The organism is Rhizobium sp. Leaf306 (assembly GCF_001423425.1).
GTDB lineage: Bacteria > Pseudomonadota > Alphaproteobacteria > Rhizobiales > Rhizobiaceae > Neorhizobium > Neorhizobium soli.
Map to the genome: position 1 here is coordinate 349593 of NZ_LMNX01000002.1, position 12608 is coordinate 362200.

A 12608-nucleotide genomic window follows, 5' to 3' on the forward strand; every position below is an offset into this window, starting at 1 on the left:
TGTTACTGCCCCAGCCGTTCGAGGAGTGCGGGCACGTGGACCTGGTCGGCTTTGTAGTTGCCGGTCAGCATATACATCATGATGTTGACGCCGGCGCGGTAGGCGTATTCGCGCTGCATGTCGTCAGGCGGAACGGTCGGGAGCATCGAGTTACCCTGTTGATCGACCGCCCAGGCGCCGGCAAAATCGTTGCCGGTGATCAGAAGCGGCGTCACGCCGTCGCCGCCCGAGGAGAGCTGCGAGGTGGAGTTGCGGGCGTCCTGGCGGGCTTCGACCCAGAGCGGGCCGCCGCGATAGCGACCGGGAAAATCCTTCAGCAGATAGAAGGTGCGGGTCAGCACATGGTTTTCCGGTGTCGGCTCGAGCGGCGGAATATCGATGCTGGCGAGGATTTCCTGCAGCCGCAGGCCGTTGGGGCTGGAGCTGCCATCGAGTGCTGAAACCTGGTCGCGGGTGTCGAACAGAACCGTGCCGCCGTTGCGCATATAGGCGTCGATGCGTGAGATCGAGGCCTGCGATGGCATCGGCGCTGTCGCGGAAATCGGCCAGTAGATGATCGGGTAGAAGGAGAGATCGTCCTTGGCGATGTCGAGGCCGACAGGGGCGCCGGGCTCCAGTGTCGTGCGATAACTCATGTATTGGGTGAGACCGTCGAGGCCGCGCTCGGAGATGCTGTCGACGTCGCTTTCGCCGGTCTGGACATAGGCGAGGTGGGTCGTGTCGAGGCGGTCGAGGATTTGGTCGTCGCCAGGCTTTACGCCTTCACCGGGCTGCATTTCGCGAAACGGCTGCGGCTGGGCCGATTGCGGTTGCGCCGCGGCAGCGGGCGGCGAGGGTGGCTGCTGGGCGAGCGACGGGTTCGGGTTGAGCAGCGCCATTCCCAACGCGAAGCCGAGGATGAGGGTCGCGGCGGTGCCAGACGTCCGGGCGGAGGTTGGCGTTGAGCGTCCGGGGCGGCGGGAAAAGGCACCGTTCATGAAGAGCATTACCAGGCTATCGAGGACGAGGAGCGCGAAGGCGAGAGCAAACAGGGTCGGACGCAGGGAGAGAGCCTCGCCCCCAGCCAGTTGCGCGCGCGCGACCTGCGTTCCACCGACCGATGGATCGAAGCGGGCAAGCACGGTCGTGGGCGCAAGGAGATTGACGGCCGAGTAGCCGTCTTCGGTGCCGTAGAGGCCGGGCGGGTGATCGAAGCTTGCGACAGGGCGGGCGTTGGCGGGGATGGTGATCGGACGGGCAGCGCCGGTCTCTGTTGTCATCACGCCGTCGGCGGTGAGAAGGCGGTAGGGCGGCAGGGCTGCAGCGGCTCCTTCTGTGCCTGGTGCTCCGGATGCGCTGCCACCGGCAGCACCGCCGACGCGGGCCATCTGCACCAGCCGGCGCAGCATTTCGACGAAATTCCCAGACAGCGGCAAGTTGGACCATGTCGCTTCCGCGCTGGTGTGGAACAGCACGATACGGCCGGCTTCGACCTCCTTTTCGGTGACCAGCGGCGTGCCATCAGCAAGGCTTGCCCACGTGCGCTCGGCAAGGTCCGGCGTCGGTTCGGCGAGAACCTGGCGGGTCACGGTGATATCGGCTGCGCGCGGCAGGCCGGCGAAGGGGCCGAAATTCGGGAAATCCGCCAGCGCCTGAGGCTCCGACCAGGACATGGCGCCGCCGAGCGCGCGTTCGCCCTGGCGCAAGGTGACAGGTACCAGCGGATCGTCGGCCGGTGCTGCGGCAAGGCGAGGTCCGGCAAAGCGGACCAGCGTGCCGCCGCGCGCGATCCAGCGTTGCAGCGGCTGGGAGATTTCCGGCGGCAAGCGGCCGACATCGGCCATGATGATTGCCGACGGATTGTCCTCGAGGATCTGCGGGATCGATACCGAGAGATCGGCCGTGTTGGGCTGGATCACATCGGCGTAGGGCTGGAGAGCCCGGCTGATATAGTAGAGCGGTTGCAGCAGCGGCTGGAAATCGCTGCCGCTTTCGCCGGCGATCAGCGCGACGCGGCGGCGGCGGAAACCGTCGTCGAGAAGGTGAGCGGCACCCGCGGTTGCGATGCCCTCGACGGAGAGGCGGGCGAAATCGTTGCGCAGTTCGAACGGCGCGGAAATTTCCGTTGTTGCCGTGTTGGCGCCGTCGGCAAATTCCAGCGTGCCTGCGGCGAGCGAGCGACCCTGTGGATCAAGCGCGTTGACGGTGAACTGCTGCGTGCCAGCCGTGGAAAGGCGGGTGGCGCTGACATTCATCGCGGTCGAATTGTTGGTGGCGCCTGTGATCGCGACGGCCGATTGTCCATCGCCTTCGAGGACGCGCATGTCGCCTGCCGAAAGGCCTGCAAGAGCGGTCATCGTTTCGGTGTCGGTCGTGGCGGCGATGCCATCGGAGACAAGGGCCAGCGTGCCGGGGCGGGTGCCGTTGAGAGCTTCCCGGAGTGCTGTGACGGCGCGGCCGCGGTCTGGCACAAGCGGCCTCGGGCTTGCGGCGGCAAGCTTGTCACGCGCTGCGGCGGCACTGCCGGGCGTTGCTTCCTGGTTTTGATCGGCGGTAAAGGCGATCGCGACCGGAAGATCGGCGCTTTCGGCGTCGTCGATCAGGAGATTGGCGGTCTCGACGCGGCGTTCCCAGTCGGTCGATGTCGCCCAGCCGTTGTCGAGGACCAGCGCCAGCGGGCCGCCGGTGTTGAGCGAACTCGTGCGCGGGTTGATGACCGGATCGGCGATGGCGAGAATGATTGCGGCGGCGAGAGCCATGCGCAGAAGCGTCAGCCACCACGGGCTTTGCGACGGCGTTTCCTCGCGCTTCAGGACACTTGCGAGAATGCGCAGCGGCGGGAAGACTTCCGATTTCGGCCGTGGCGGTGTCAGCCGCAGCAGCCACCAGATGGCGGGCAGGGCGATCAGGCCGAAGAGGATGGCGGGATAGGCGAAGGCGAGCGCGCTCATGACCTGTCCTCGATATTTCCGCTATCGATCCGTCTAGGCGCCGGCATGCCGGAGAGGTAGCCGTGGACGGCGACCAGCGCTTCGGAGGCGAGACGGTCGGTGCGGTGGAACACGAAACTCCAGCCGAGACGGCGCAGGCCCTCGCCAAGCGCATCGCGGCGGGCGAGATAAGCGCGCTGATAATCCTCACGAATATTTTCGGCGCGGCCGGAGACGAGCTTTTCGCCGGTTTCGGGGTCGGTGAATTCGGTGCGGCCGGTATAGGGGAAGGTTTCTTCGGCGGGATCCGCAACCTCGATCACATGGCCGCGCAGGCCGCGGCGTCCGAGGGGCGTGATGCGGTCCATGACCCTGTCGGCATCATCGAGGAAATCGCCGATCAGGACGATATCGCTTTGGCCGCGGATCATGCCCGTATCCGGCAGGCCGGTCGCCTGCGGTGCGTGCATAATGGCGGTCGCCAGCCGTTCGGCGGCGTTGCGGGCAGAGACCGGTTCCATGATGCCGGGGCATCCGATCCGTTCGCCGGAGCGGGCGAGGATTTCGGCGAGCGCCAGCATGATGACCAGCGCGCGGCTCTCCTTCGATACCGACCCGAATGTCGACTTGTACATCATCGACGGCGACATGTCGGCCCAGAGCCAGATCGTGTGCGCGGCTTCCCATTCGCGGTCGCGGACATAGGTATGGTCGTCGCGGGCGGAACGGCGCCAGTCGATGCGCGACAGGCTTTCGCCTTCCGCATAGGGCCGGAACTGCCAGAAATTCTCGCCCATGCCGCGCTTGCGGCGGCCGTGCCAGCCGGCAATCACCGTGTTGGCGATGCGCTTGGCCTCGACCATGCAATCGGGCACCAGCATGGCGCGCTGCTGGGCGCGATGAAGCACATCGCTGCTGGCGGTTTGATCGACGATCTGGCCGATGGATGCCACGGAGGTTCCTTTCTAGCCTGAACCGGCGATCTTCAGCCGCGTGCCTGTTTGACCAGGCCGGCAATGACATCGCGCACCGACATGCCTTCGGCGCGGGCGGCGAATGTCAGCGCCATGCGGTGCTGCAGGACCGGTTCGGCAAGCGCGTGGATATCGTCGAGCGAAGGAGCGAGGCGGCCTTCGTAAAGCGCACGGGCGCGGGCCGTCAACATCAGCGACTGGCCGGCACGCGGGCCCGGACCCCAGGCAACATGCTTGTCGGTCGACGCGTTGCCGTGGCCCGGGCGGGCCGAGCGGACGAGTGACAGGATCGCATCGACCACCTTGTCGGAGACAGGCATCTGGCGGATCAGCGCCTGGATGTCCTTCAGCCGCGTCGCGTCGATTACGCTGCGCGCCTTGGCTTCGGCGCTGCCTGTCGTGTCGAGCAGGATCTGACGCTCGGCGGCGAGCTCCGGGTAGAGAACGTCCACCTGCAGCAGGAACCGGTCGAGCTGCGCTTCGGGAAGCGGATAGGTGCCTTCCTGTTCCAGCGGGTTCTGCGTGGCAAGGACGTGGAATGGTGCCGGCAGGTCATAGCGCTGGCCGGCCACGGTGATGTGATATTCCTGCATGGCCTGCAGCAGCGCAGACTGGGTGCGCGGCGAAGCGCGGTTGATTTCGTCGGCCATCAGCAGCTGTCCGAAGACGGGTCCCTTGACGAAGCGGAAGGAGCGGCGTCCGGTCTCATCCGTATCCATCACTTCGGAGCCCAGAATATCTGACGGCATCAGGTCGGGCGTGAACTGGATGCGGTTGGAATCCAGACCGAGGACGGTGCCGAGCGTCGAGACTAGTTTGGTCTTGGCTAGACCGGGAACACCGACCAGCAGCGCATGACCGCCGGACAGGACCGCAAGCATGGTGTTTTCGACCACACGCTCCTGTCCGAAGATGACCTTGGCGACTTCCTCGCGGATGGCGGCGATATCGGCAAGTGCCTTTTCGGCCGAGGCGATGATGGCTTTCTCGTCGAGGACTGTTTGCGTAGAATTCATCATGCCCATGTCGTTCACCATCACCCTTGATTGGTATCCAGATCCAGCAGGCTTCGCCGAACCTATCCGTCCGACCGTGAATCGCTGCATCGCAGCGGCCACCTTAGACCTTGAAACTTATTCCGCCAAATAAGGCTGACAAGCACGCGATGAATGACTATCTCGTGAGAACATTCACCTTGGCTGATGCTTAAGGTCGAACCGGGACTGAAAAATGGCAGTAGAACCAATTAATAAGGCGGCCGATGCCGCTGGTCTCGCGGCGATGATTGCCCATGCGTCCGAGCAGGCAAGTGGTGGCCCGAGAGGCGAAATTCCCGGCCTGCCGCCGGTCGAGCGGTGGAACCCGCCGTTCTGCGGCGATCTCGACATGGAAATTCGTGCCGACGGGACATGGTTCTATCTGGGCACGCCGATCGGCCGGGCGCCGCTGGTCAGGCTGTTTTCGACCGTGTTGCGCAAGGACGAGGACGGCCGAACCTATCTCGTCACGCCTGTGGAAAAGGTTGCGATCCGTGTCGTCGATGCGCCGTTTGTGGCGGTGGAGATGCAAACGAGCCTCCGTGACGGCCAGCAGGTGCTGACGTTTCGTACCGGTGTCGGCGATGTGGTGGAGGCAGGGAGCGATCATGCGATACGTTTTGCGATCGCTGGCGAAGGGCAGGAGCTGAAGCCCTACCTGCATGTCCGCGGGCGGCTCGAGGCACTGGTATCGCGGGCGGTGATGTATGATCTCGTCGCGCTTGGCGAGACGGTAGAGATCGATGGCGTCGCGATGTTTGCGGTCCGCTCCGGCGATGCGGTGTTCCCGGTGATGCCGGTGGCCGAGCTGGAAGTGTTGTCTCGATGAGCGGTCTTGGTTTTTATTCCGCTGATGAGTTTCGCCGCCGTGCGCGGTCCCAGAAGGGCGGGCCGATCGAGGAAGCGTGGCGCGATCACGGCGATCATCTGCTCAACCCGGCCTGGGTGAACGCGACCGTTCAATCCAAGCTGAAGGATGCGGCCGTGCTGGTGCCCGTCATCGACGATGCCGATGGCGCCAAGGTTATCCTGACGCAGCGGACGGTGAAGCTGCGCAAGCATTCCGGACAGATCGCGTTTCCGGGCGGTGCGATCGATCCCGAAGACGGATCGCCTGAGGTGGCGGCGCTGCGCGAGGCCGAGGAAGAGATCGGTCTCGACCGGCGCTTCGTCGAGCCCTTGGCCAGGCTTCCCGATTATTACGCGGCTACCGGCTTTCGCATCACGCCGGTGCTGGCTGTTGTGAGCCGCGGTTTCGAGCTGACCCTCAATCCGGACGAGGTGGACTCGGCTTTCGAAGTGCCCTTGTCGTTTCTGATGGACGAGGCGAACCACCAGCGCGGGACCCGCGACTGGAATGGCGCGACCCGGCACTTCTACGTCATGCCCTATGAGGACCGGGAAATCTGGGGCATTACCGCCGGAATTTTACGCACGCTGTATGAAAGGCTTTACGCATGACCTCCATTGCTACCCCCTCGGTTGCCGATGAGGCATGGTTCAACGATGCCGCTCTGCAGCGGCTTCTTCTCCTTCTGAACGCCGATGGCGGCGAGGCGCGGGTGGCTGGTGGCGCGGTGCGCAACGCGCTGATGGGGCTTGCCGTCGCCGATATCGACGTGGCGACGACGCTTCTGCCGCAGGATGTGGTGGAGCGGGCAGAAGCTGCCGGCATGAAGGCCGTGCCGACCGGGATCGAGCATGGGACGGTGACGCTGGTGATCGACGGCACGCCGTTCGAGGTGACGACGCTTCGCCGCGACATCGAGACGGACGGACGCCATGCCAAGGTTTCGTTCGGCACCGACTGGCAGGCCGATGCGGAACGGCGCGACCTCACCATCAATGCACTCTATGCGGATGCATCGGGCGCCGTGGTCGATCTGGTCGGAGGTCTGCCCGACATCGAGAGCCGGACGATCCGGTTTATCGGCGACGCTTCGCAGCGGATTGCCGAGGATCATCTGCGCATTCTCCGGTTCTTCCGGTTTTTCGCCTATTACGGATCCGGCCGGCCGGATGCGGACGGATTGCGGGCATCGGCACGCGCCAAGGACAGGCTTTCGACGCTGTCTGGCGAGCGGGTCTGGGGCGAGACTAAGAAACTGCTGGCCGCCCCCGATCCGTCTCGCGCACTCTTATGGATGCGGCAGGCTGGCGTGCTGACGGAAATCCTGCCGGAAACCGAAAAATGGGGCATCGACGGCATTCATCCGCTGGTGGCCGCAGAAGCAGCGCTCGGGTGGACGCCGGATCCGCTGCTGCGGCTTGCTTCGATCGTGCCGCCCGATGCGGAGCGGCTGGCGGCGATGGCGAAACGGCTGCGGTTTTCGAATGCCGATGCGGCGAAGCTGGCCGTCTGGGCGTCCGCACCCGCCATTCCCGACGAGGTGACGGATGTCGGCTTTGATCGTCTGCTCTACCGAAATGGCGTGGCCGGCATGGTTGCACGCGTCAAGCTGGCGCTGTCGTCGGCCAGAGCAGCGGCCGAGGGCGATCCAATGGCGATGCGCAAGTCGGCAAGGCTGTCGGTTCTTCTGAAGCGGGCCGAGGGCTACGCGAAGCCGGTCTTTCCGATCGCGGGCGCCGACGTTCTCTCGGCAGGTGTGCCTGCCGGCAAGAGGGTCGGTGAGATCCTGAAGCAGATCGAGGACTTCTGGGTGGAGCGTAACTTCAACCCCGACCGGGCAGCGCTGGCCGCCCGGCTGGACGAGATCGTGAAGCAGAGCTCCTGATCAATCCTCCTATTCGGAGATCGCCCAGGAGTGGAATACGGATGCCCGCTCCGCAGGAATCATCATATGAGCGGCATTGGCCGCACCGGATTCCGCCGACTTACCGGCAAGCTGCCGCTTCACTTGCTCGACACAGAAAGCGTGGGGCAGTTCGCCACCGCTTCTGGCTCGCATTTCGACGGCCAGACGCTCGACCAATTCGGGCGTCTTCATCAACTTCGAAACAGGGTATGGACTTGGTTTTGTCAGGCTGTTTGATGGGGTCATGGCTGTTCTCCCGTGCAACCAGAACGCACGCTAGCACCGAACACACCGATTCGAACATCGAATTTTTCGCAGATGACAACTACCAGTGGCCTTACAGTCATCAATTTCTTGAGAGCAGACTGCCTGGGCGTGCCAAATTGATCAGGGCCAGCGGACTGCCGGTGGCATCGAGGACAAGATCGATTCCACATTGCCGCCTGTCTTCAGGCCGAAAATGGTACCGCGGTCGTAGAGAAGGTTGAACTCCACGTAGCGGCCGCGACGGATCAGTTGCTCGTCGCGGTTCTCTTCGGTCCAGGGCCGGTTGAAATTGCCGCGGACGATCTTCGGGTAGAGGAGGTTGAAGGCGCGGCCGACATCCTGCGTGAAGGCGAAATCGGCATCCCAGCCGCCTTTTTCCGCGTCCGAATGGAGCCAGTCGAAAAAGATGCCGCCGACGCCGCGGGGCTCGTTGCGGTGCTTCAGGAAGAAATAGTCTTCGCACCATGCCTTGTAGCGGGGGTAATCGGCGACCGCGTGCCGATTACATGTGATTTCCATGACCCGGTGGAAAAGCTGGGTATCGGGGTCTTCCTGGCTGCGGCGGATGTCGAGGACCGGCGTCAGGTCGGCGCCGCCACCGAACCACTGGCTGGTGGTGACGACCATGCGGGTGTTCATGTGCACTGCCGGCACATTGGGATTGACCGGATGGGCGATGAGCGAAATGCCCGACGCCCAGAATGCGGGGTCTTCGTCGGCGCCGGGGATCTGCTTGCGGAATTCTTCGGAAAACTCGCCGTGGACGGTGGACGTGTGGACGCCGACCTTCTCGAAGACGCGGCCTTCCATCATCGACATCGTGCCGCCGCCGCCTTCGCCCTCGTTGCGAAGCCAGTTCTTCCGGGTAAAGCGGCCGGGCGGCTGATCGGAGAGCGGGCCGGTCAGCTCGTCTTCCAAAGCCTCGAAGGAAGCACAGATCGTGTCACGGAGGCTTTCGAACCAGGCTCGCGCGGCTGCCTTCTTCTCTTCGAGATTTTCGGGCAGTTCCTTGGGCAATGCCGGCCGTTCCATGGTCTTTTCCTTTTCCGCTATGCCTTTGATCTGATTCCGTATCCTCGCCGGCGGCACTTAGCATCTCAGACTTGCGCCGGCCATTCCCAAGCGCGTGAGGCCGCCCGTTTTAAGACAGGAAAACAGACTCGCAATGCGTGTGAGACCATATTATCTTGATGTCACCAGGTGCCGATAAGAGGGTTTGATGGCGAAATTCACACCCCCGCCACTCGACGGGCTGAAGCGCAGAATTCACCGCCACCGGCAGGAACAGGCCGGCGGACCGGGCAGTATGTTCGTGCGCGAGACATTTCTGATGACCCGCGAGGATGCCCGCGAAAAAGCGCGGCAATGGTTCGACGAATTTCCGAAGGCTGCCTACTGGACCGAAGTGGAAAGCTGGCGCCAGCTGGAGGGCGACCGCATCGAGTTCACCATGCGGAGACTTCCGACGGCGGACTAAGGAAGTCCCTCAGGCGCCGGGTTCGGCGAGGCGAAGGCGGCTTTCGATCAGTGCGCCGCTGTCATCGAGGATCGGATGCGCAACCGACACGATGTGCGCATTGATGCGTTTGAGGTCACGCAGCATGTCGAGATGCAGCGAGCTGGTCTGCAGGCTTTCCAGTCGTCCGTCGCGCAACCGCTCCAGATGCTTTTCGGCGGACCGCTTTTCGAGCCGGCGGACTTCCACCTTGATTTCCATCAACTGCCGCGCCAGCGCCAGATCGCCGGTCTGGAAGATCGTCTGGGCGGTTCTCAGGTTGTCGACGGTCAGGCTGAGCAGCACCTGCAATTCATCGAAGCCGTCGTCCGAGAACTTGAGGCCGTGCGCGATCTTCTTGCGGACCTGTTCGGCGATGCCTTTTTCGATGATGTCGCCGATATGTTCGAGGTTGATCGCGTAATCGATGATGGCGATGGAGCGGCGCGCGTTCTCCGCATCGAGACCGGTGCGGCCCAGTTCCGACAGGTAGAGCTTCACATCCTGATGAAGGTGATCGACCCGTGACTCGAGCCCGGCGATGTCTGCAAGTGGTGCGATATCGTTACGTTTGAAGGCATTTTCGGTGCGGATCAGCATGCGCTCGATGGTGTCGCCGACGCCGAGCACTTCGCGCGTCGCGTTGGCGAGCGCCATCACAGGGTTGTCGAGCGCGTCCTGATCGAGGAAGCGGGGGCCGTCGTCTCGCTGCGGATCATCAGGGACGAGGCGAGCTGCAAGGCGGGAGACTTGGGCTGAGAACGGGAATACGATCAGCGCCAGCAGGATGTTGAAGGCGAGGTGTGCATCGACCGGGAGCTTTTCCGGCGACAGCGGCAGGGCTTGAACGGCATCGGCGACAGGGCCCGCGAGCGGCAACGCGATGGCGCAACCGATGCCGCGGGTGACAAGGTTGCCGAGCGTGATGCGTCTTGCCGCAGCCGGCGCAGAAAGAGTGGCGACGACGGGTGGAATGGCGCCACCGAGATTGGCGCCGAGGATCAGCACGATCACCAGGCCGGCGGAGACATTTCCGGTCGAGGCGAGCGAGAGGATCAGCACCACGACCGCGAGGCTGGACGACGAGACGAAAGCCAGAACCGCCGACAGGATCAGCGCCACCGGCCACGCGTCATCGAGCAGGCCGATAAAGGCTGCGAGTGCCGGCGACTGGCGCATCGGTTCGGTGGCGAGCCCAAGCAGATGCAGCGACAGCAGCATCAGGCCGACGCCTATCATGGCCGTGCCGCCGCCTTTGCGGGCTGGCGATGCACCGCGAAGCATGACCAGACCGATGAGGATGAGAAGGGGCGACAGCCACTCGATGCCGGTCGCGACCAGCCAGGCGGTAACGGCGGTGCCGACATTGGCGCCGAGGAGCACGATCTGAGCCATGCGTGGACGCACCATGCCGCGTTCGGCAAACGAGGCGAGCGTCAGTGCGGTCGCGGTCGAACTTTGCAGGGCGATCGTGGCGACAAGGCCGGAGACGAAGGAGCGCAGGGTGCTGCTGGTGCCGCGGGCTAGACCCGTCTTGAGGCGTGTCCCGAAGGCGCGGGTGACGCCATCCTTGACCTGCGCAAGGCCAAACAGAAGCAGGGCCACGGCGCCGAAAAGATTGATGATCACGATGGTGGATTGCATATCGGATTGTCTTCGCCCGGGGACGGTTCCTATCGAATGAAGTGCGATAATGAATTGCCGGCTAACGAATATAGGCCGATTACGCCGATGTGCAAATCACTGTTCGCGACAGTTTTTTACGCGTTTTGGCGCGGGGGCAAAAGGACATCAGGCAGCGTCTTCGGTGGCCTGCTCTTTCGCCATGACCGGCGTGAGTTCGAGACCCAATGCCTTCATCACCTTCAGGATGGTGGTAAATTCCGGGTTGCCTTCGCCACTCAAGGCCTTGTAGAGCGCCGCGCGGCTCATGCCTGTCTTGCGGGCAAGCTTGCTCATGTTGCGGGCCTTGGCAACCGTGCCAAGGCATTTCGCAATGAAGGCCGGATCGCCTTCCTCGAAGGCTGCGACCATGAATTCGAGACAGTCTTCCTCAGAGTTCAGGTGTTCGGAAATATCGAATGGACGAGTCTCCAGAGGCATCGAACTATCCTTTCCAAAACGCAGCCAATTTTCTGGCCTCAGCGATGTCTCTCGCCTGACTATCCTTGTCGCCCCCACACAGCAGGAGCAAAATGGTGCGATCGCGCCGCACGAAATACACGCGGTAGCCGGGGCCGTGGTGAATTCGCATCTCGCTTATGCCCTCACCGACGGGCTTGATATCGCCGAGATTTCCTTCCTTCGCATCTGCCGATGCGGCCCAAAATTCGCGTCGCGGCACGTCTGTCCACGAGGTCGTCGATCTAGGTATCGAATACGGACGTGGATAGAATTTTGTACATAATATGTACTCTATGGAGTGCAGTCGTGCAACATCATAGAGTAAACTCAGGCGTGTAGAAGACGCGAAATGCGCGTGCCGTTTATGTGGTGAAACCCGTCTGCCGCAGCGCTTCTCCTGATATCATTGCGGCCGACATGGCGACGTTGATGGAGCGTTGTCCTTCGCGCATCGGGATCAGGACGCGCGCATCTGCCATGTCATGGACGACGTCCGGGACGCCCGCGCTCTCGCGGCCGAACAGGAGGATGTCGGCGGGCTGAAACTGGAAGGCGACGTAAGGCTGGGCCGCCTTGGTGGAGGCAAGCACCAGCCGCCGGTTTTCGGATCTCCGCAAGTCGTCGAACTGCTGCCAGTTGACGTGGCGGGCAAGTTCGACGTTTGCCAGGTAATCCATGCCTGAGCGTTTCAGGTTGCGATCCGAAATATCGAAGCCGGCCGGTTCGATGATATCGACGCCGAGGCCGAGGCAGGCGGCGAGGCGAAGGATCGTGCCGGTATTGCCGGGAATGTCAGGCTGGTAGAGGGCGATGCGCAGGTTGGTCATGGTTTTCCTTAAGCCGAGCCGGCCTGTGAGCTCAAGCGTTTGAGGGCGGTTTCGATCGGATTGCCGCAGATTTGGGACTTTTCAAAATGGCAATGAACGGGTAAAAGGGCATCGATCTTTAACGCCAGCCTATGGAGGCCTACATGGATATGACCGTGCCTATGCGCCTCCGCCCCCCGGTATTTGTCCGACAGGCTTAGGCGTCCGCGGTTTCACGCA

Annotated in this window: 13 protein-coding genes; 4 read left to right on the forward strand and 9 right to left on the reverse strand. The window is 63.1% G+C overall.

Features of this window, described 5'->3' with window-relative positions; all coding sequences use genetic code 11:
* Window positions 1-2 precede the first annotated feature (2 nt).
* Genes ASG19_RS09545 through ASG19_RS09555 form a run of 3 tightly spaced genes read right to left on the reverse strand, consistent with a single transcriptional unit; the run spans window position 3 to window position 4908 of the window.
* Window positions 3-2930 carry a DUF4159 domain-containing protein gene (locus ASG19_RS09545; RefSeq protein ID WP_062455695.1) on the reverse strand — a complete coding sequence of 976 codons (2928 nt, stop codon included), beginning with the start codon at window positions 2928-2930 and terminating at the stop codon, window positions 3-5.
* Window positions 2927-3862, reverse strand: coding sequence for a DUF58 domain-containing protein (locus ASG19_RS09550; RefSeq protein WP_062455698.1), 936 nt, complete (start codon window positions 3860-3862; stop codon window positions 2927-2929). Before ASG19_RS09550 ends, ASG19_RS09545 begins: the two co-directional genes overlap by 4 nt.
* 32 nt (window positions 3863-3894) lie before the next feature.
* Window positions 3895-4908: a MoxR family ATPase gene (locus ASG19_RS09555; protein ID WP_062457917.1), complete on the reverse strand. Its 1014-nt coding sequence runs from the start codon at window positions 4906-4908 to the stop codon at window positions 3895-3897.
* 205 nt (window positions 4909-5113) lie between these two features.
* Between ASG19_RS09555 and ASG19_RS09560 the strand changes: the two genes are divergently transcribed.
* From ASG19_RS09560 to ASG19_RS09570, 3 genes are read left to right on the forward strand one after another with little or no spacing between them, the layout of a single operon-like run.
* Window positions 5114-5749: a DUF1285 domain-containing protein gene (locus ASG19_RS09560; RefSeq protein WP_062455701.1), complete on the forward strand. Its 636-nt coding sequence runs from the start codon at window positions 5114-5116 to the stop codon at window positions 5747-5749.
* The gene (locus ASG19_RS09565; RefSeq protein WP_062455704.1) at window positions 5746-6381 is read left to right on the forward strand and encodes a CoA pyrophosphatase; all 636 of its coding nucleotides are present in this window, start codon (window positions 5746-5748) and stop codon (window positions 6379-6381) included. The genes ASG19_RS09560 and ASG19_RS09565 overlap by 4 nt, the downstream gene beginning before the upstream one ends.
* A complete protein-coding gene (locus ASG19_RS09570) occupies window positions 6378-7655 on the forward strand; it encodes a CCA tRNA nucleotidyltransferase (protein WP_062455707.1) in 1278 nt (425 codons plus the stop codon). Before ASG19_RS09565 ends, ASG19_RS09570 begins: the two co-directional genes overlap by 4 nt.
* A gap of 9 nt (window positions 7656-7664) precedes the next feature.
* On the opposite strand, the gene ASG19_RS09575 is transcribed toward ASG19_RS09570, so the two are convergent.
* Window positions 7665-7922, reverse strand: coding sequence for a hypothetical protein (locus ASG19_RS09575; protein ID WP_092660339.1), 258 nt, complete (start codon window positions 7920-7922; stop codon window positions 7665-7667).
* Window positions 7923-8063: 141 nt separating this feature from the next.
* Window positions 8064-8975 carry an oxygen-dependent coproporphyrinogen oxidase gene (hemF, locus tag ASG19_RS09580; RefSeq protein ID WP_062455712.1) on the reverse strand — a complete coding sequence of 304 codons (912 nt, stop codon included), beginning with the start codon at window positions 8973-8975 and terminating at the stop codon, window positions 8064-8066.
* A 187-nt stretch (window positions 8976-9162) separates the two neighbouring features.
* On the opposite strand from hemF, the gene ASG19_RS09585 reads away from it, so the two are divergent.
* The gene (locus ASG19_RS09585) at window positions 9163-9420 is read left to right on the forward strand and encodes a hypothetical protein (protein WP_062455715.1); all 258 of its coding nucleotides are present in this window, start codon (window positions 9163-9165) and stop codon (window positions 9418-9420) included.
* A 9-nt stretch (window positions 9421-9429) separates the two neighbouring features.
* Here ASG19_RS09585 and ASG19_RS09590 read toward each other — a convergent pair whose 3' ends face one another.
* The 4 genes from ASG19_RS09590 to ASG19_RS09605 form a co-directional block, all read right to left on the reverse strand.
* A complete protein-coding gene (locus ASG19_RS09590) occupies window positions 9430-11082 on the reverse strand; it encodes a Na/Pi cotransporter family protein (RefSeq protein WP_062455718.1) in 1653 nt (550 codons plus the stop codon).
* A 147-nt stretch (window positions 11083-11229) separates the two neighbouring features.
* Window positions 11230-11541: an addiction module antidote protein gene (locus tag ASG19_RS09595; protein WP_062455721.1), complete on the reverse strand. Its 312-nt coding sequence runs from the start codon at window positions 11539-11541 to the stop codon at window positions 11230-11232.
* 4 nt (window positions 11542-11545) lie between these two features.
* Window positions 11546-11692: a type II toxin-antitoxin system RelE/ParE family toxin gene (locus tag ASG19_RS09600; RefSeq protein ID WP_280136951.1), complete on the reverse strand. Its 147-nt coding sequence runs from the start codon at window positions 11690-11692 to the stop codon at window positions 11546-11548.
* 232 nt (window positions 11693-11924) lie between these two features.
* Window positions 11925-12389 (reverse strand): tRNA (cytidine(34)-2'-O)-methyltransferase, encoded by a 465-nt coding sequence (locus ASG19_RS09605; RefSeq protein ID WP_062455724.1) that lies wholly within the window; start codon window positions 12387-12389, stop codon window positions 11925-11927.
* Window positions 12390-12608 lie beyond the last annotated feature (219 nt).